We start from the raw sequence: 17,854 nt of genomic DNA, 5'->3' as shown, positions 1-17,854 counted from the left end.
CGCTACGGTCATCGATGACCTATGGAGTGCAGGAAGCCGTTCAGGCGGTCGAGTTCCTGAATGGTTTCCTTTCGCTTCCTCAACAAGACCTCCATGCCTCGTTCAGTAATCGACTCCGGGGGCCTCTGTATTTCCTTTTCGAGGGCTATTCGAACGTTGTCCAAGCCGCTGCGCGCCTCCTGCAACTCCTGAATATGATTGAATGGCGTGCCGTTCGCCTTCCGTGCCACAACTTCACCCTGAGACTCACGACGTGCGGCATTGTAGTGGTTGTGGTTCCGTTGCGCATTGATCTCCCCGAGCGGGTCTTTCTTTATGTTTTCAAGTTTCCTTATCGCATCCATCGCCTCCGTACGCAACCCCAGCTCACGGCATTTCGGAGCGAGTCCTAGGGGGTCGGCCCATGTCAGAGGGTTATGGACGTATGTGCTGGGGTTCGGCGCAGGAATCAGCCCGAGCGGGTCTTGTGTCAGATAACGGGCGTTCTCAGGGTCGTAATATCGAAAGTAGTTGTAATGGAGACCCGTCTCGGGATCGTAGTACTGACCCGGAAACCGCAAAGGGGTGTAAGCCGTATTGTTCGTCGGCCACGCGGTCTTCCCCCACAGCGTGGACCGGGCACGCCATGCGAGGGTGCCGTCTTCGTCGAGGAGCTCTGCGGGGGATCCGACAAGATCGGTGACGATCGCGAAGAAGCGGGAGTCGATCTCCTCCTGGGGAACGTCGGCCAAGGTGAGGCGTTCGCTCTGGACGAGTGGGTGCAGACCATCGTAATTCCAGGTGAGGGTCACCTGCTGGGATGAATCCGCCACGCTGGTCGTCTGCTCGCACAGGGTGCTGGCATCCCAGACGAAGTCAATCCGTTCCATCACAGACCTACCGTCATCCGCCAGCCGGTGCTTCGCAATGCGGCGCCCCAGAGGATCGTAGAGGTAACGCCATCTCGTGCCGTCCGGCGTGACGACAGACGTGAGTCGGTCTTCGGCATCCCAGGTGTAGCGCCAGGTATCGGGCTTGCGGGAAAGCCTGGTCTTTTGGCGCAGGGTAATACGGCCCTGGGCGTCATGTTCGTAGCGGACGGATCCGGCCCATGAGATTCGGTTGCCTTCGTAACTGCGTGGTCCGGTAGCCTCGTGCCCTGGGTAGTTGGCTGGCCATTCCGCGCTGGTCTGGTTACCAACCTCGTCGTATGCGTAGCGCTCGGTCCAGTTTCGGGCCTCCACGGCCGTGACCCGCCCTGCGGCGTCAAGGGTGAATCGGCGGCTGCCGTTCAAGTCATCGTCCAGGCGGACGAGGTAGCCGTCCGGACCGTAGGTGTAACTCCGCTGCTGAACGGTCTGGCCGTCCCGCCGGGTCGCTGACTGGTGTGTGAGACGTCCGACCGCGTCGAAAACGCTGGTCACGGCAAGCGAGTCACCGATGCGTCGGACCAGTTCCCTGCCGGCTCCATCGTGCTCACGGTTGATGGTTCGACCTGCGGCGACCAGCTCGACGAGATTGTCTGCGGCGTCGTAGGCAAAGGTGCTGACCGCTCCGCTGGGCGTGACGCGGCCGGTCTGGCGCCCCGCGGCGTCATACGTGTAGGTGGTGCTGCGTCCGTTGACCGTCTCCACGGTCAGGTTTCCGCACTGATCGAACTGCCGGATCAGCGTCGCGTCCGGGCCCGACGCGTGCGACAGCCGACCGTCGGGCCCGTATGCGTACGTCGTGACCTGGCCGGCGGCATCTTTGCGGACGACCTGGCCGAGTATGTCGCGCTCGAAGCGGATGGTCTGCCCAAGGGCGTTGGTCCGGCTGGCGACTCGACCCGCCTCGTCATGGGTGTAGCTGAGTGTTCGACCGTCGAAGTCCCTCTCGGCGACCAGTCGGCCTCCCGCATCGAACTCGTAGTGCCAGGCGCGGCCCGCCGGATTGGTGACCTGAGTCAGGCGCAGCTCAGTGTCATGGGTGTACTCGTACCGCATACCGCTGGGGTCGGTGCGGGCGATGAGCACGTCGAAGTCGCCGTACTCGAAGCGGGTCACCGCACCCTTGGGGTTGGTGTGGGCAGTGCAGTTGCCCTCACCGTCGTAGCTCCAGGATTCTGTGTTGCCGTCGGGAGGAGTGCGCCGTGCGAGCAGTCCTTCCGTCGTCCACTCGAGACGCGTTGTGGCACCCAAGGGGTCCGTGATCGCAACGGTGCGCCCAAAAGCATCACGCTCGTACACCGTCACGCTGCCGAGCGGATCCTGGATCTGCAGAGGGATTCCGGCCCCGTTGCATCGTACGGAGGTGGTGTGTCCAAGTGCGTCGGTGACCGAAACGAGCTGACCGGCCCGGCCGTAACGGAAGCGGGTGATGGCTTCGCCTGGTTCACTGACGGCTACGCGATTGCCGCGTTCGTCGTAAGTCTGTCGCAGGACGGTGCCGCTCGAGTCCGACACCGTCTCGATCAGTCCTAGAGCGTTGTACGCGGCCGTTGTTTCGTGGCCATCCGGTCGCACCACTGAGACCACGTTTCCGAGATCGTCGTAATGCAGCCGTGTTACGTGGCCCAAGGCATCAGCGACAGCAGTGAGTTGACAATGGTCGTCCCATTCCTGCGCTGTGATGTTCCCGAGCGGGTCGATCTCACGAGTGAGGCGCAGCGCTTCATTATGTTCGTAGACGCGCGTGTGGCCGAAGGAGTCGGTGACGCGGGTGGTCCGGGTAGCGGTGTCGTAAGTGAGGATGGAGGCGAGGGCGTCGCCGGTGCCGCCAGTGGCGATCACGCGCCCCTCGTCGTCGTAGGTGTACCAGTACGTGGTGCCATTTCGGTCGGTCCAGGACGTGATGCGCCCCTCGGCGTCATAGGTGTAACGCATCGGCAGACCGGAGGAGTTGATCTCCTCGGTCAGGTGCCCGTCTTCGTCGTAGCCGAAGGTGAGCAGCGTGGTGCCGGGCCGATCCGGGGCGCCCGGGTCGAGCAGCCGCAGCCCGGTGATCCGAGAGCGGGCATGGTCGTGGTCGAGGGCGATGCGGTAGCCGCCCGAGTGGACCACCGCGCCGGGAACGTCGCCTTCCTCGTACTCGATGGTGATGCGGTTGCCGTTGCGGTCCTGGATGTGCTGCAGGGGCAGGTCGACGGCGGTGTGGCCGACCGCCGGGACGGGGCTGTGGAACACGTACGTCAGTCCGGTGTCGGGGTCGGCGACCCGGACGGCTCCGTCGGTCTCGGTGTCCCAGGAGAGGGTCAGGCGGGAGCCGGGGGTGTCCGGGCGGACGGGTTCGTCGGTCTCGGCGTCCGGGAACGGGAAGCAGAGGCGGGCGCCGTCCGGGGCCGCGTACACCAGGCCCTCGTCGTGGGCCTGGACGCGCTGGTCGAGGGTGGAGGCCCAGGAGGGACCGAACCAGCCGCCCCACCGGTACGACGATATGTGCGTGCGCTCCAGGATCAGCGGGAGCACGCCGGGAAGCCGCACGTCCACGCGGGGCAGGGACATGTCCCCGGTGGCCACGTCGATCGGGTCCCGCACGAACTTCTTGACCATGTTGCGGATCGAGGCGGGCAGCTTGTTGAAGCCCGGGTTGAGGCTGAGCCGCTCGAACGCGGCGCAGTTCAGCTTCAGGCCCTTGGCCAGTTCCGCGAGTTGGGCGGGCTTGAGGGCTTTGAGGCCCTTGCCGAGGGCTTTGCCCAGCACCCCGAAGCCGACTCCCAGCAAGGCGCCCTCGGTGAGGATGCCGGCCAGTTTGTCCGGATCGGTGAACGCGCCCGGGTCCTTCAGCAGCGTCTCGAACGCGGAGAACTTCGCCCCCTCCGCCGCCATCCTGCCGACCTCGGCGACCCCCCGGATCTCCTTCAGCGCCTTCAGCGCCCGCTCCACCCCCCGGATGACCTCCATCACCCCACGGACGACGGAGCCGAGGGCCGTCCCCTCCTCCTCGATCCGCCCGACCAGCGCCAGGACCTTCAGCGCCCGCTCACCGGCCATCAGCGTGGAGGCGACCTCCGACGCACCGGCGGTGAGAATCGACAGCGCGAGACCCGCGATCTCGAACTCCACGATCTCGGCGAGGATCACACCGATCTCGGACAGCAGCTCATGCGCCTTGTCCGCGAAGTCGTCCAGCGCCTTGGCGCCCTCCCGCAGCGAGTGCGCCATCTCATTGGCGGACTTCTGGGCGTTCTTCGACCGCTTGTGGAAGGCCTTGGCCGCCTTCCCCTCCCACTCCACCCCGGACAGCGCCCGCTCGGCCGCCGACGACGCGTCCTCCAGCCCCTTCGCGAGATGCCGCCACTTCTTCGCGATCTCCCGCACCCCGTCCGGATCCACCGCCGGATCGGAGATGCCCAGGAACTCCAGACCACTGGCGACCGAGTCGCCGAACATGTGGTTGAACTTGTTGATGTAGTGCAGCGGGTTGAGATCCACCATGACGCGCCCGCTCAGCCCTTCTTCGCCCGGGCCTGGGCCGCGAGCAGCAGGTCCAGCAGATCGAAGGCGTCGGACACCTCACCGATCAGCTTGGCCTCCGCCTCCCACTCCTCCTCCAGCTGCTTGGTCAGCTTGGAGAGGGTGGTCATGCCCTTCTCTATCTCGTCCTTCGCGCCCAGCAACGACCCCAGCGCGCCGAGCGCCTTCAGGTCGTGCTGCTGCTCCTTGAACTCCGCGAGCGGCTTCGCCGTGTGATGCCCCACGGTCCGCAGCCCGGAGGCCGCCTTGTGCATCGACGCGGCTTCCTTCTTCAGATCGGACATGCGAACCGCCCCCGTACTTCCCGGTACTTCCCGTGCTTCGCTCTGTGCACATGCCAACCCGACGACACTAGGGAGAGGGGTTATGGGGGAGGTATGGGCGACTTCAAGAGCGGGCAAAGATCCCGGCGCCGGCCCTCGCGAGTCGCCTACGCCCGAGGCCGCATCGACACCAACTTCCCCCAGACCACCATCCGGTACCGCGAAGTGAACTCCGGGGTGCACGTGGTCAGGGTGATGTAGTAGCCGGGAGCGCCGTACCCGTACGCGGGCTTGACGACAGACCGCGGTACGGCCCGTATGACCCCCGAGTCCCGGGACGACGTCTGCGGAAGGATCCGGTCGACGACGTACGTGTAGGTAGCCGTACGAGTCTCCACGCGCACCGTGTCCTCACGGCGCAGCCGCGGCAGGTGGCGGAAGGGCTCCCCGTGGGTGTTCCGATGCCCGGCGACCGCGAAGTTGCCCGCCTGGCCCGGCTGTTGGGTACCGGGGTAGTGGCCGACGTACCCCTGGTTGAGGACGTCCGGCTTGCTCACGCCCTCGGCGACCGGGACGCGCAGGCCGAGGCGCGGGATGGTGAGGATGGCGTAGGCCTGGGAGCGGCGGGGCCGTGTCGGGTCGGCGGTGAGGGCGTACGAGTGCTGCCCGGCGGAGGCCCCCGTACGCGACCCGGGTGACGGCGGCGTGGACGACATGGACGGCGTGGACGACGTACCGGCGTCGGAGGACGACGACCCCCCGGAGGAGAGGGAGCCGCTCCCGCCCGCTCCCCACTCCCACTCCCTCTCCAGCGCCTCCACCTTCCGCTCGGCCCCCCGCCGCGCCTCCCGATTGGTCCACCACAGCTGATGGGCGACGAGGAGCAGGAGCACCACCCCGACGGTCACCAGGACCTCGCCCCCGCCCCAGAGCACGCGCCGGCGCCGCGCACGCCGCCGCCGGGTGCTGTGCTGCACGACGGGAACCGGGACGGGGACGAGTACGGCTCGAACGACGGAAAGCCGCATACGCAATACGCCTCCTCAGCCGGGGCCGCCCGCACGATAAGGGCAGCGCCGCCAAGTCACCAGAGCCCGCTTCCTCCACTGGTTTTAAAAAGGGCTGTCGCAACTCTCGACAACCTCGCACACCACACCTGATGCTTCCTGTTGGCATGCGGGGGGACGAGTGAACGCCGTTCGGGACGACCGGCGTTCGAGCCGCACGGAGAGGCAGTACGAGCCATGATCCGACGCAGAACACTGCTGGCCGCCGCGGGAGGCGGCCTGCTGGGCAGCGCTCTCGCCACGGGCACCGCCCGCGCCGACGCGACGATCGCCGTCAACCCGTCGACGACATACGGCGCTTGGGAGGGCTGGGGCACCTCCCTGGCCTGGTGGGCGAACGTCTTCGGCGCCCGTGACGACTTCGCCGACATCTTCTTCACCACCAAGTCGGTGTCGTACGGCGGCAGGACGCTCCCCGGCCTGGGCCTGAACATCGCCCGCTACAACCTCGGCGCGTGCAGCTCGAACAGCGTGGGCGGGCAGAGCATGGTGGCCTCCCCCAACATCCCCGCCTTCAAGCAGATCGAGGGCTACTGGCAGGACTGGAACAACGAGGACCCCACCTCCTCGGCCTGGAAGTGGACGGCCGACGCGACCCAGCGGGCGATGCTGGTCAAGGCGACGACCCGCGGCGCGACCACCGAGCTCTTCGCCAACTCCCCGATGTGGTGGATGTGCCTCAACCACAACCCCTCCGGCGCCTCCGACGGCGGCAACAACCTCCAGTCCTGGAACTACCGCCAGCACGCCTCCCACCTGGCGGCCGTCGCCCTCTACGCCAAGAACAACTGGGGCGTGAACTTCGCGACCGTCGAGGCCTTCAACGAGCCCAGCTCCAGCTGGTGGACGGCGACCGGCACCCAGGAGGGCTGCCACATCGACGCGAGCGTCCAGGCGGCCGTACTGCCGTACGTGAGAAGCGAGTTGGACAAGCGCGGCCTGACGAGTACGAAGATCTCGGCCTCGGACGAGACGAGTTACGACCTGGCGCGCACGACGTGGAACTCCTTCAGCTCGACCGCCAAGGGCTACGTCAACCGCGTCAACGTCCACGGCTACCAGGGCTCCGGCGGACGCCGGGACCTGCTCTACACGGACGTGGTGACCACGGCCGGCAAGGCCCTGTGGAACTCCGAGACCGGCGACAGCGACGGCACCGGCATCACCCTCGCGAGCAACCTCCTCTACGACTTCCGCTGGCTGCACCCCACCGCCTGGGTCTACTGGCAGGTCATGGACCCGAGCTCCGGCTGGGCGATGATCGCCTACGACGCCGGCACGCTCCAGCCCGGTGCCGTACAGACGAAGTACTACGTCATGGCCCAGTTCAGCCGGCACATCCGCCCCGGGATGACCATCCTCGACACCGGCGTGAGCTACGCGGCGGCGGCGCTGGACAAGAGCGCCAAGCGCCTGGTGATCGTGGCGGCCAACACCTCCTCCTCCGCCCAGACCCTGACCTTCGACCTCTCCCGCTTCACCACGGTGTCGGGCGGCTCCGGCGGCCTGGTCCCCCGCTGGAACACGGTCACCACCGGCGGCGGCGACCTCTACACGGCACGCTCGGACACCTACCTCTCCGGCAAGACGGTGAGCGTGCCGTTCGCGGCGAAGTCGGTACAGACCTTGCAGGTGGACGGGGTGACGGTGTGAGGCGGCGGGCGGCGGCACGGCTGCCCCGCGGCTGACCGGCCCGACGGGGGCACCGGCGGCGGCCAGTGACCGTGGCCCTTCAAGGAGCTTGCCTCTCCTTTGTCACTGGTCGGCAGTACGGTGTCCCCCATGCGCCCCGACACGCCTGCCGAGAACGTCGACCACACCGCCGAGGCGGCACGCCTGGAGCGGACCGCCGGCCTGTACCCCGAGGACACCGAGGCCCTGCTCCTCCAGGCCGCGGCCCACCTGGAACTCTCCGGCGACCGCCCCGCCGCGACCGCGCTCTACGACCGTCTGCTGTCCTCGTCGGACGGCCTGGAGAACCCCCACCTGGTACGAGCCCTGAAGGCCTCGAACCTCTGGGAGTACGGTCACGAGGCCGAGGCCCGCGCCATCATCGACGGCGTCCGCACCTCCGCCCCGCGCGACCCGGCCCCCTGGGTGATCGTCGCCGAGTCCCTGGAGTCCCACGACGAGCTCGAAGCGGCGCACGACACCTTCACGGACGCAGCGACCCTCCTCCTGACGGATGTCGCGGAACCCCCGTACTCCGCCCACCCCCTGCTCTACGGCCGCCACCGCGTCCGCCGCATGCTGGGCCTCCCCCACGACGACTGGGACGCCGTCGCCGACACCCTCCACCACTCCGCCGTCTCCCTCGACGAACTCCACGACCCCAAGCGCGTGTGGTCCCTCGGCTCCTCCAACCCCGCCGAACTGGAAGCCGAGATCTCCCGCCTGCACGCCGAGCTCGGCGCCTACCGGGAGGCACTGTCCCGCCCGTTCCCGGTGGCCGTCCTGCACTGGCCCGCGGGCGAGCTGACGGAACTGGTCGCCGCGTATCCGGGGCTCGCCGCCGAGTACCCCTCCCACGAGGACCACCTCGCGACGATAGAGGCGTCGCTGCGGGAGCTGTCTTCCTCGGGCACGCCGAACCTGGGGATCGTGACGGGGACGGTGCCTTCTTACGAGGCGTTCGCGGCGTCGGAGGGCTCTTCGCCGGAGGACGTGACGTTGCTTCCGCAGTACGCGACGACGCTGGCCGCGCGGGGGCGGGCTGTGGCCTGGCCGCCGCAGAGTGGGGCGGGGTGTTGGTGTGGGGTGGGGGCGGTTTATGGGGCTTGCCATGGAATGTGACGAATAGGTCAGAGGCTATTCCCTGTCTTCCATGACCGAAGATAATGATGACATTCACTAAACCATGTCCTGAGGGGGGCCTATGGTCTGGCAGGAGCAGCATTCTTCCAAGCAGATGTCGACTCCGGACACTCCGTCCATCAGGGAACTGATGGACGATATGCAGCGAGGCCGACTGGCGATACCGGACTTCCAGCGAAGCTTTGTTTGGGACCCGGCAGACACGCAGAAGCTCCTTGTGTCCATCATTGCTCGCTATCCAGCCGGCACACTACTTTTCTGGGAGCAAAAGACGCCGCAAATTAGGAGGCGCCCTTTCGAGGGATTCAACGTTCACCTCAAGGAGTCCGCCACACTGGTCCTTGACGGACAGCAACGGCTTACGTCGATATTCCAAGCTCTAACCGGAACGGGCCCTCAACGGTTTTTCGTCGATCTTAATCTTCTAAGCTCACTGGATTCTCACGCACCAGGCCTCCTTGACGCCAGTCGTCTCGATGACGTGATCGTTTATCGGGAGCTCAACGCTAGATCCCTTCGTAGACGCCCTCCAGCTGACACGGCGGAAGAGATTAGACAATCGCTATTCCCGCTATCCCTTATCGAGTCCGACCGGATTGAAGAGTGGCTCGATGTCATGGAGGAGGCAGTAGAAGGCGGGGACTGGAAAGCTCTTCGCGGTGAGGTACGAGAGCTGGTACGAAAATACCTGCGCCCAATCGGAAATTACCGATTCCCCGTGGTTGAGCTGCCGGAAGCCACACCACTGGATGCGGTATGCCGAATCTTTGAAACACTGAACCGGACAGGCGTGAAACTCAGCGTCTTCGAACTGTTGGCGGCTCGGTTTTGGCCTGCGGGGGTTGACCTGCGAAGGGACTGGGAACGGGTGCAGCAAAAGCACCCAATATTGACGTCGTACGAAGTTGACGCATATTATCTACTTCAAGCTGTTTCACTCCGAGCAACGGCCGAGAAGTTCAGGGGTACCCCGAGGGCCAGGTCCGCTTCAGCTCAGCGTAGTGACGTCCTGGAACTTACCCCTACAGAGTTTGAAAAGTATTGGGATCAGGTTGCTCAGGGAGCCGCTCGCGCCTTGGCCTTCCTGCGCGATGAGTGCGGAGTGCTTGCCCCAAAATGGCTGCCCTATTCCATGATCCTCGTTCCTCTGGCAGCAGTGTGGCACGAAGTCGAGTCCAAGCGTTCTGCGGAGAGCGGCGCAGCACTGCGCAAGATCCGCCGCTTCTTCTGGTGTTCCGTTTTTTCGAGGAACTACGACCAAGGCGGCAACAGTCAGGCTGGAAAGGACTTCACCGACCTCACCTCCTGGCTCAATCAGGGAGAGCGAGTTCCTGAAGCTGTTGAGGGGTTCAGCTTCGCCGGCGAGGTCCTGGACACGGCACGAACCAACCTGCAGGCCCTGTACAAGGGTGTCATGGCGCTGACACTGAGCAGCGGGGCGCGAGACTTCCATTCTGGTTCGAACTTGACACCAGGAAAGATCTTGGAAGAGAGTGTCGACGCGCATCATGTATTCCCGAAAAAATACCTCGAAGACAGGAGCGACCCCGGAAACTCTGAGTTGATCCTCAATCGGGCGCTGATCGACAAGAGGACTAACCAGAGTATCGGCAAGCGAGCACCCTCGGAATACATCGCCACCATGGAGGAGGCGCTGGGGGAAGAGGAAGTGGCCGGTATCCTCCAGTCGCACCTGTTGCCCGCAGACCGGATCTCTCCTCTGTGGAACGACAACTACGGCGCCTTCCTTCTTATTCGGAAGGAGCTGGTGGTCAAAGCAATAGAGTCGGTCACTAGCGAATAAGGTGTTCGATCCCCCCTTCCTGGGCCGGCGAGTCCGGGGCTAGCTCTCTGACTTGCCTGCTGACTGCACGCCACTGATTCAGCGCCGAGCCAGAGGAGCGATGCGTTGTACGACGGTGTATCAGGGGCCGGCAGAATCCCGCCGGATGACGAAGCTACGCGTGCGCATACGTTCCCGGCGTCCTGCAGACCCGTGCGTACACGGAGGCCGTTCATCGCGCCTCTGAAGTGCAGTGCGGGGAGCGGGGAGCGGGGAGCGGGGAGCGGGGAGCGGGGAGCGGGGAGCGGGGAGCGGGGAGCGGGGAGTGCAGCACATGGTCGACATCCGTATGAAGCAACAGGAACTCCTCAGCGGGACGACCCACCGTATCTGGTGCGTGATCGATGAAGCGGTGCCACGACACAGAGTGGGGCGACGTCATGCGGAGACAGTTGCAGCACGTCCTCAACATCTCGCAACTGCCGCACGTCGCGGTCCAGGCGCCGCCCTTTTCAACGGGCGCTCACGCTGCTGCGGTTGGCATATTCGCCATCCTCCGAGGCCCGACTCCCGAGTTGGACGTCGTGTACATGGACCTGCTGGTTCGGGTGTCTCTTCATCGAGAAGCAGCTCAAGTTGGAGCGTTATGTGTTGGCGTTCGAATACCTCAGCGCACAAGCGCTCGACCTCAAGTCCTCGGCCGTATACGACAGGGAGTCGTGATGACCACACCTTCGATGCACCGATGGTTCAAGTCCTCCTACAGCGAGGGCAACCGGACCGAGTGCGTCGAGTGCGCGGGGATCAGTGATAGCGCCCTCGTACGGGATTCCAAGCGTCCGGAAGGACCGGTCATCGCGGTCCAAGGACCCGCTTGGCAGGCCTTCACAGCCGCTTGGGCGCTGACGCGGAAGTAGACCACGGGCTGCGCCTTTCCCCACATACTGACCCCCATGCCCCTCTACGACTCCCTCGGCCCCACGTACGCCCGAACCCGGCGCCCCGATCCACGCATCGCCGCGCAGATTCACGCCGCGCTCGCGGGTATGGCGGATGTGGTCAACGTCGGTGCGGGGGCGGGCTCGTACGAATCGGGGCGGACGGTGCTGGCGGTGGAGCCCAGTCGGGTGATGGTGGATCAGCGGCCGGTGGGGGCGGCGCCGGCTGTGCAGGGGGTCGCGGAGCGGCTTCCGGTTCGGGACGGTGGGGCGGATGCCGTGATGGCGCTGCTGACGGTGCATCACTGGAGTGACCTGGCGGCCGGGATCCGGGAGCTGCGGCGGGTGGCTCGGCGGCGGGTCGTCGTGCTGACGTGGGATCAGCAGGTGTTTCGGGAGCGGTTCTGGCTGGTGCGGGAGTATCTGCCGGAGGCGGCGGCGTTCGACGATCGTCGTGCCGTGCCGATCGGGGTGCTGGCCGAGCTGCTCGGCGGGGCGCGGGTGGAGACGGTTCCCGTCCCGCACGACTGCACGGACGGGTTCGGCGCCGCTTTCTGGCGTCGGCCGGAGGCCTACCTCGACCCGCGGGTGCGGGCGGGGATCTCCCTGTGCGCCCAGACCGGCGAAGAGGTCATCGCGCCCGGACTGAGCAGGCTCGCGGATGATCTGGCGACCGGCCGCTGGCACCGTCGGCATGCCGGGCTGCTCACCCTCGACGCCGTCGACGTCGGTTACCGGCTGCTGGTGACCGAGCTCTGACCCTGGGGTTAGGCTCGCGGCAGGGGTCAGCGGGAGACGGGGGTTGTGATCATGAGTGGGACGGTCACCGCGGTCAGCAGCAACGCCGAGTACTCGTTCACCAAGCCGAACCGGGAGAGCATCACCCTGCTCGCCGGGCTCGGGGTGGAGGGGGATGTGCACGCCGGTGTGACCGTCAAGCATCGGTCGCGGGTCGCGCAGGATCCCACGCAGCCGAATCTGCGGCAGGTGCACCTCATTCATGAGGAGCTCTTCGGGGAAGTCGGCGGGGCCGGGTTCCAGGTGGCGCCCGGGGAGCTCGGGGAGAACATCACCACTCGGGGGATCGATCTGCTCGGGCTGCCGGTGGGAACGCTGCTGGGGATCGGTGCGCAGGCCGTGGTGGAGGTGACGGGGCTGCGGAATCCGTGTCGGCAGATCGACCACTTTCAGCGGGGGCTGCTGAAGCAGGTCGTGGGGCGGAGTGAGGACGGACGTCCCCTGCTCAAGGCGGGGGTCATGGGCGTCGTGCGGGAGGGTGGCGTGGTGCGGCCCGGTGACGCGATCAAGGTGACGTTGCCGGCGGAGCCGCATCGGCCGCTGAAGCGAGTCTGAGGTTCTTTCGGGCGTTCAGGAAATCCACGAGCGTCTCGTACAGCCTCTCCGGCTGGTCCAGGTGGACGTCGTGCGAGGCGTCGCCGATGACCTGGACGTCGGTCGACGGGCGGCGGGCGCGCATGCCTCGTGGCCCAGGTAGGCCAGCGCCTCCGGCCTGGACCTGAAGACGGGGGGCAGGCGGAGGTGGTTGATCAGCGTTGCCGCGTCGCTCACCGCCGCCGCTCTCGTCATGTCCGGTGACATGGTCGCGGTAGGCGATGCGGGTGCCGTCCGGGGTGGTGAGGTGGCCGGCCGGGGCTGTGGTCTGTGGTCGCACGGGGCCAGGGTCGCCCGCTGTACCCGCCCGCCGCCACATGAATTCATCGACGGCGGCGGGCGGGCTCAAAGGAAGTGGTGATTGGAGGATATGGGCCCGGGCGGCCGGTGAAAGCGCAGTTGGGTGGGGTCGGGTGTGGCCCAGATCCTCCAATCACCCCCCGCTGAAGCCGCGCTGAGCCCCTCGCGGGCCTCCGTGCGCCGCCGGGCTCAGCAGGCGGTCACCGAGTACCGGAGAGGGTGGCTCGGCCGAAGAGGAGGGCGTAGCCGGGTGGGAGTTGGGCGAGGATGCGGGTGATCAGGTCGTCGCCGACCAGCTTCGGGAGGACGCTCAGGACCGAGCCGACGTGCCAGCGGGCGGTCGCGGGGGTCGCTCCCTCGACGCGGGCCGCGACGGACTCGACGAACTCGGGGGCCGTACGGGGGCGGGTGGCCGGGATTTGGGAGGCCACCACTTTGGCCGCCTCCCGGGGGAGGGCCCGGGCCAGGTCCACTCGTTCGTCGCCGATCACATGGGCGCCCAGGGCGGAGAGGACGGTGCGGGTGATGTGTTCCGCCTCGTGGCGGGTGGGGTAGCGGCCGGCTTCCCGGACCTCGTCGACGAGGCGGGTCCAGGCGTCGGCGTCCGCGTCGGGGGCGGGGCCGGTCGTGGTGTCGTACGGCGTCCGTGGTCCGCTCAGTGTCGTCGGCGTCGGCAGTGTCACTCGCGGCACTGTCACGGTCGGCACCGTCGTCGCGGTCATCGTGTGCGGGTTCCCTTTCCGGTCCGCCCGCCGCCTGGGCTGCGGCGGGCCTGGGTGACCTCGTCCCGCGGGCGGCCGGAGCGGCGGGGCCCACGGGACGCTTCTCTCCTGGTGCGGTCAGCTGCTGATCTGCTTGCGGCCGGTGTCGCCGCCGCTGATCTGGATGCGGCGCGGCTTGGCCTGTTCGGCGACGGGGATGCGCAGGGTCAGGACACCGGCCTCGTACGAGGCGTCGATGCGGTCCGTGTCGAGGGTGTCGCCGAGGAAGAGCTGACGGGTGAAGGTGCCCGTGGGGCGCTCGGCGACCAGCAGCTCCGCGCCCTCGGGGGCGGGGGACTTGCGCTCGGCGCGGACGTTGAGGACGTTGCGTTCGACGTCCAGCTCGATCGTCTCGGGGTCGATGCCGGGGAGGTCGAAGTGGACCAGGAAGTCGTCCCCGGAACGGTAGGCGTCCATCGCCATCGCGGACGGGCGGGCGGTGGAGCCGAAGACCTGCTGCGCGAGTCGGTCGAGGTCGCGGAACGGGTCTGTACGCATGAGCATCACGGGTCACTCCTCTCTGTGGGAACTGGGTGCGATGCCCTACGCCTTCTTATATAGCGCTAAGGAGGAAAGTTGACAAGCTCCGACTCAGGTTGGTTGCGGCGACCGGCTCGGGCGTTAGCCTCGGGGGCAGACCGAAGGAGGCAGGTATGGCCAGGGTTCCCAGCTCGGTGGTGGCCGCCACGGGGCTCGTCGGCGGGTACGGCGTCGCGCGCTGGACCGGGAAGCGGCAGCTCGGCGGGGCCGTGCTGGCCGTCGCCGGGGCCGCCGCCGCCCAGCAGTGGCGGCAGCAGGCCGGCGGGAAGGCCGCGGGGGCGCTGACGGCCGCGTATGTCGCCGCCTTCGCCGGGTCGCATCCGCTGGCCAAGAAGGTGGGCGCCTGGCCCGCCGTGTTCGGGGTGGCGGGGGCCGTGGCGCTGGCGTCGTGGGCGGTCGCCGACCGGCGCGGCTGAGCCGCCGGTCTCCCCCGGCTACGACACCTCAGACGACCGGAACGCCCGCCGATATCCCTGCGGGCTGGTCCCCACCACCTTCCGGAACCGTTCCCGGAAGGCCGTCGGCGAGCCGAAACCGGCCTGGGCCGCGATGCGTTCCACCGGGTACGGGGTCGTCTCCAGCAGGTACTGCGCGCGCCGCACCCGCGCCCGGTGCAGCCACCGCAGGGGCGTGGTGCCGGTCTGCTCGCGGAAGCGGCGGTTGAGGGTACGGGTGCTCATGCCCGCGTGGGCGGCGATCTCGTCCAGGGTGAAGTCCCGTTCGCAGTTGTCCTCCAGCCAGTGGAGTACGGGCTCCAGGGTCGCGCCCGCCGGGGCGGGGGGCTGGGCGTGGACGATGAACTGGGCCTGGCCGCCCTCCCGTTCCAGCGGCATGACGGACATGCGGGCCGTGTGCGCGGCGACCGCCGAGCCGTGGTCCTTGCGGATCATGTGGAGGCACATGTCCATGGCGGCGGCCGCGCCCGCCGAGGTCAGGAACTGGCCGTTGTCGACGTAGAGGACGTTCGGGTCGACGGTCACCTTCGGGTACATGCGTGCCAGGTCCGGCGCCGCGATCCAGTGGGTCGTCGCGCGCAGGCCGTCCAGCAGGCCGGTGGCCGCGAAGACGAAGGCGCCGACGCAGACCGAGGCGATGCGCGTTCCCCGGGCCGCCGCCGCGCACAGCGCCTCGGCGACGCCCGGCGGCAGCGGGGCGGTGGGGTCGGCGACACCGGGCAGGATGATCGTGTCGGCCTCCGCGAGCGCCTCCAGCCCGTACGGTGCCCGTACCGCGAAGGGCCCCGCCGCCACCTCGTCCGCCACCGAGCAGACCCGCACCCGGTAGGCCTCGCGGCCGTCCGGCAGCCGGGCCCAGCCGAAGGTGTCGATCGGGGCGGAGAGATCGAACGGGATGACCTGGTCCAGCGCCAGTACGGCCACGGTGTGCATGGCCAGAGGGTAGGCGTACGACGGATTGCCGCCAACCGCGTCGGGGAGTGGGCGGGGAGTGAGCAGGAAGTCGGCCTGCCTCGGCCACCGTTGCCTGGCGGGAATCCGTCGGCCCCTGGCAATACCGCCACTTCTCCGAGATCCGGCGCCCGCCTAGCGTCGGGCCGTGACCAAGTTTCTGCTCGTCGTCCACGTCCTCGCCGCGATCGTCGCGGTCGGTCCCGTCACCGTCGCGGCCAGCATGTTCCCGCCCAGCGCGCGCCGGGCCCTGGCCGCGCCGGACGATCCCGGGGCGGCGGGGACGGTACGGCTGCTGCACCGCATCTGCCGGGTGTACGCCGTCTTCGGCGTCGTCGTTCCCGTGTTCGGGTTCGCCACGGCGGGCCAGATGGGCGTGCTCGGGGACGCGTGGCTGGTCGTGTCCATCGCGCTGACCGCCCTGGCCGCGCTCGTCCTGGCCGCGCTGGTCCTGCCCGCGCAGGCCGCGATCGCCGAGGGTCTGGAGGCGGGAAGCGGCGGCGGTACGGGCACCGCGGTGACCACCCGTCAGGCGACCGTGCGGCTCGCCATGTTCACCGGGATGTTCAACCTGCTGTGGGCCACCGTGACGATCCTGATGATCGTGCGGCCGGGGTCGACCACCGGGGCGTGAGTTTCTGTTATCGGGGGCGTCCCGGCCCGTCTCCCTGGCATGCACGTGACTCGACACCTCACCCGTCGCGGCCTGCTGAAGGCCGCGGGAGCCGCCGGGGCCGCGGGAGCCGCGATCGCCGCCGTGGGCACCGGCGCCGCGGCGGCCGGCGGTGCCTTCGCGCACCCGGGCCTGCTGCACACCCGTACCGACCTCGACCGCATGGCGGCCAAGGTGAAGGCGGGTGCCGCGCCCTACACGGCGGGATTCGCCAAGCTGACCGCCAACCGGCACGCGCAGAGCGGCTGGCGGGCCGACCCGCAGGCGACCGTGTCCCGGGGAGCGGGCGGCCCGCAGAACTACGCCATCCTCTACAACGACGTACACGCGGCCTACCAGAACGCCCTGCGCCACCACGTCAGCGGCGACAGCGCCTACGCCGACACCGCCGTGGCGATCCTCAACGCCTGGTCGGCGAAGCTCACCTCGATCACGGGCAGCGCCGACCGGTTCCTCGCGGCCGGGCTGTACGGCTACCAGTTCGCCAACGCGGCCGAACTGGTCCGCGACCACCCCGACTTCGACCTCGCGGGCGCCAAGAAGCTGCTGCGGGAGGTGTTCTCCCCGCTCAGCGAGTCCTTCCTGGTCAAGCACAACGACGCGGTGGTCACCAACTACTGGCCCAACTGGGACCTGACCGCCATGGCCTGTGTGCTGGCCACCGGCATCTTCTGCGACGACCGGGCCAAGGTCGACCAGGTCGTGGAGTACTTCAAGAACGGGGCCGGGCTCGGTGCGGTGAGGAACGCGATCCCCGTCGTGCACGACGACGGGCTCGCCGAGTGGCTGGAGGCCGGCCGCGACCAGGGGCACGCGCTGCTCGGCGTCGGCCTGATGGGCACCGTCTGCGAGATGGCCTGGAACCAGGGCATCGATCTGTACGGCCACGACGACAGCCGCTTCCTCAAGGGCGCCCAGTACGTGGCCAAGTGGAACCTGGGCGGCGATGTGCCGTACACCGCCAACACCCGCAAGAAGGGGGCCGTCAACGGGTGGTCCGGCACGGAGACCGCCAGTGACGTGGCGGGCGTCGACCCGGCCATGGCCCGGCCGATCTGGGCGATGATCGCCAACCACTACACCAAGCGGCGGGGCCTGTCCGCCACCTACCTCACCCGGATCGCCGCCAAGGCCGCGCCCGAGGGCGGCGGCGGGGACTACGGCCCCAACAGCGGCGGGTACGACCAGCTCGGCTTCGGCACCCTCGCGTACACCCGGGACAAGGCGGCGGACCCGACGGCCACACCGACCCCGGCGGCCACCGCCGGCTCCGCCTCCGGCGCTCACCCGCAGACGGCCGGCTCTCCCTCGCCCGCCACCGACACCGGCCACGACCTCGCCGCCACCGGCTCGGGCGGCCTCGTCGGCTGGTCCGCCGCCGCGGGCGTCACGGCGGTCGCGAGCGGACTGCTCCTCCTACGGCGACGGAACCGGGAGCGCCACGAGACCTCGTAGCCCTCGCGCCCGCCGCTGCGCAGCCGCCC

Annotated in this window: 16 protein-coding genes and 1 pseudogene; 11 read left to right on the top strand and 6 right to left on the bottom strand. The window is 68.0% G+C overall.

Annotation, left to right across the window (positions count from 1 at the left end; all coding sequences use genetic code 11):
• Positions 1-8: 8 nt before the first annotated feature.
• From ACZ7L0_RS12115 to ACZ7L0_RS12105, 3 genes are all read right to left on the bottom strand, one after another.
• On the bottom strand, positions 9-4,394 hold the full coding sequence (locus ACZ7L0_RS12115) for a polymorphic toxin type 28 domain-containing protein (RefSeq protein ID WP_471242339.1): 4,386 nt from the start codon (positions 4,392-4,394) through the stop codon (positions 9-11).
• Between the two features lie 11 nt (positions 4,395-4,405).
• On the bottom strand, positions 4,406-4,717 hold the full coding sequence (locus ACZ7L0_RS12110) for a hypothetical protein (RefSeq protein WP_471242338.1): 312 nt from the start codon (positions 4,715-4,717) through the stop codon (positions 4,406-4,408).
• 146 nt (positions 4,718-4,863) lie between these two features.
• Complete coding sequence (locus ACZ7L0_RS12105; protein ID WP_471242337.1) at positions 4,864-5,724, bottom strand: class E sortase; 861 nt, start codon at positions 5,722-5,724, stop codon at positions 4,864-4,866.
• 216 nt (positions 5,725-5,940) lie between these two features.
• Here ACZ7L0_RS12105 and ACZ7L0_RS12100 point away from each other — a divergent pair, with 216 nt between their 5' ends.
• From ACZ7L0_RS12100 to ACZ7L0_RS12065, 8 genes and pseudogenes are all read left to right on the top strand, one after another.
• Positions 5,941-7,416, top strand: coding sequence for a glycoside hydrolase (locus ACZ7L0_RS12100; RefSeq protein ID WP_471242336.1), 1,476 nt, complete (start codon positions 5,941-5,943; stop codon positions 7,414-7,416).
• A gap of 129 nt (positions 7,417-7,545) precedes the next feature.
• Positions 7,546-8,556 carry a hypothetical protein gene (locus ACZ7L0_RS12095; protein WP_471242335.1) on the top strand — a complete coding sequence of 337 codons (1,011 nt, stop codon included), beginning with the start codon at positions 7,546-7,548 and terminating at the stop codon, positions 8,554-8,556.
• Between the two features lie 82 nt (positions 8,557-8,638).
• Complete coding sequence (locus ACZ7L0_RS12090) at positions 8,639-10,381, top strand: GmrSD restriction endonuclease domain-containing protein (protein WP_471242334.1); 1,743 nt, start codon at positions 8,639-8,641, stop codon at positions 10,379-10,381.
• 182 nt (positions 10,382-10,563) lie between these two features.
• A complete protein-coding gene (locus ACZ7L0_RS12085; RefSeq protein WP_471242742.1) occupies positions 10,564-10,713 on the top strand; it encodes a hypothetical protein in 150 nt (49 codons plus the stop codon).
• Positions 10,695-10,938, top strand: a pseudogene (locus ACZ7L0_RS12080) (Scr1 family TA system antitoxin-like transcriptional regulator); the annotation flags it as partial. The gene ACZ7L0_RS12085 and the pseudogene ACZ7L0_RS12080, both read left to right, overlap by 19 nt.
• Before the next feature lie 12 nt (positions 10,939-10,950).
• Positions 10,951-11,277, top strand: a complete 327-nt coding sequence (locus ACZ7L0_RS12075; RefSeq protein ID WP_471242741.1) for a DUF397 domain-containing protein — start codon at positions 10,951-10,953, stop codon at positions 11,275-11,277.
• A 36-nt stretch (positions 11,278-11,313) separates the two neighbouring features.
• A complete protein-coding gene (locus tag ACZ7L0_RS12070) occupies positions 11,314-12,057 on the top strand; it encodes a class I SAM-dependent methyltransferase (protein ID WP_471242333.1) in 744 nt (247 codons plus the stop codon).
• A gap of 51 nt (positions 12,058-12,108) precedes the next feature.
• Positions 12,109-12,651 carry an MOSC domain-containing protein gene (locus tag ACZ7L0_RS12065; RefSeq protein WP_471242332.1) on the top strand — a complete coding sequence of 181 codons (543 nt, stop codon included), beginning with the start codon at positions 12,109-12,111 and terminating at the stop codon, positions 12,649-12,651.
• A 539-nt stretch (positions 12,652-13,190) separates the two neighbouring features.
• Here ACZ7L0_RS12065 and ACZ7L0_RS12060 read toward each other — a convergent pair.
• Both ACZ7L0_RS12060 and ACZ7L0_RS12055 read right to left on the bottom strand, forming a co-directional pair.
• Positions 13,191-13,697: a DUF2267 domain-containing protein gene (locus ACZ7L0_RS12060; protein ID WP_471242740.1), complete on the bottom strand. Its 507-nt coding sequence runs from the start codon at positions 13,695-13,697 to the stop codon at positions 13,191-13,193.
• Between the two features lie 132 nt (positions 13,698-13,829).
• On the bottom strand, positions 13,830-14,255 hold the full coding sequence (locus ACZ7L0_RS12055; RefSeq protein ID WP_471242331.1) for an Hsp20/alpha crystallin family protein: 426 nt from the start codon (positions 14,253-14,255) through the stop codon (positions 13,830-13,832).
• 149 nt (positions 14,256-14,404) lie between these two features.
• On the opposite strand from ACZ7L0_RS12055, the gene ACZ7L0_RS12050 reads away from it, so the two are divergent.
• Positions 14,405-14,707 carry a hypothetical protein gene (locus ACZ7L0_RS12050; RefSeq protein ID WP_471242330.1) on the top strand — a complete coding sequence of 101 codons (303 nt, stop codon included), beginning with the start codon at positions 14,405-14,407 and terminating at the stop codon, positions 14,705-14,707.
• 18 nt (positions 14,708-14,725) lie between these two features.
• Here the strand turns inward: ACZ7L0_RS12050 and ACZ7L0_RS12045 are convergent, their stop codons facing one another.
• Entirely contained in the window at positions 14,726-15,679 is a 954-nt protein-coding gene (locus tag ACZ7L0_RS12045) for a GlxA family transcriptional regulator (RefSeq protein ID WP_471242329.1), read from the bottom strand.
• Positions 15,680-15,845: 166 nt separating this feature from the next.
• Between ACZ7L0_RS12045 and ACZ7L0_RS12040 the strand changes: the two genes are divergently transcribed.
• Both ACZ7L0_RS12040 and ACZ7L0_RS12035 read left to right on the top strand, forming a co-directional pair.
• The gene (locus tag ACZ7L0_RS12040; protein WP_471242328.1) at positions 15,846-16,331 is read left to right on the top strand and encodes a DUF2269 family protein; all 486 of its coding nucleotides are present in this window, start codon (positions 15,846-15,848) and stop codon (positions 16,329-16,331) included.
• 39 nt (positions 16,332-16,370) lie between these two features.
• Positions 16,371-17,825, top strand: coding sequence for an alginate lyase family protein (locus tag ACZ7L0_RS12035; protein ID WP_471242327.1), 1,455 nt, complete (start codon positions 16,371-16,373; stop codon positions 17,823-17,825).
• Positions 17,826-17,854: the final 29 nt, after the last annotated feature.

This window comes from Streptomyces sp. NPDC039424 (assembly GCF_055639495.1).
This window is presented reverse-complemented; position numbering and strand designations above follow the sequence as displayed.

Excerpts from the sequence above, each read along its gene's own strand:
- ACZ7L0_RS12090 (WP_471242334.1), top strand. The coding sequence starts at position 8,639 with ATGGTCTGGCAGGAGCAGCATTCTTCCAAGCAGATGTCGACTCCGGAC.
- ACZ7L0_RS12050 (WP_471242330.1), top strand. The coding sequence starts at position 14,405 with ATGGCCAGGGTTCCCAGCTCGGTGGTGGCCGCCACGGGGCTCGTCGGC.
- ACZ7L0_RS12035 (WP_471242327.1), top strand. The coding sequence starts at position 16,371 with ATGCACGTGACTCGACACCTCACCCGTCGCGGCCTGCTGAAGGCCGCG.
- ACZ7L0_RS12070 (WP_471242333.1), top strand. The coding sequence starts at position 11,314 with ATGCCCCTCTACGACTCCCTCGGCCCCACGTACGCCCGAACCCGGCGC.
- ACZ7L0_RS12065 (WP_471242332.1), top strand. The coding sequence starts at position 12,109 with ATGAGTGGGACGGTCACCGCGGTCAGCAGCAACGCCGAGTACTCGTTC.
- ACZ7L0_RS12105 (WP_471242337.1), bottom strand. The coding sequence starts at position 5,724 with ATGCGGCTTTCCGTCGTTCGAGCCGTACTCGTCCCCGTCCCGGTTCCC.
- ACZ7L0_RS12110 (WP_471242338.1), bottom strand. The coding sequence starts at position 4,717 with ATGTCCGATCTGAAGAAGGAAGCCGCGTCGATGCACAAGGCGGCCTCC.
- ACZ7L0_RS12055 (WP_471242331.1), bottom strand. The coding sequence starts at position 14,255 with ATGCTCATGCGTACAGACCCGTTCCGCGACCTCGACCGACTCGCGCAG.
- ACZ7L0_RS12100 (WP_471242336.1), top strand. The coding sequence starts at position 5,941 with ATGATCCGACGCAGAACACTGCTGGCCGCCGCGGGAGGCGGCCTGCTG.
- ACZ7L0_RS12095 (WP_471242335.1), top strand. The coding sequence starts at position 7,546 with ATGCGCCCCGACACGCCTGCCGAGAACGTCGACCACACCGCCGAGGCG.
- ACZ7L0_RS12045 (WP_471242329.1), bottom strand. The coding sequence starts at position 15,679 with ATGCACACCGTGGCCGTACTGGCGCTGGACCAGGTCATCCCGTTCGAT.
- ACZ7L0_RS12115 (WP_471242339.1), bottom strand. The coding sequence starts at position 4,394 with ATGGTGGATCTCAACCCGCTGCACTACATCAACAAGTTCAACCACATG.
- ACZ7L0_RS12075 (WP_471242741.1), top strand. The coding sequence starts at position 10,951 with ATGGACCTGCTGGTTCGGGTGTCTCTTCATCGAGAAGCAGCTCAAGTT.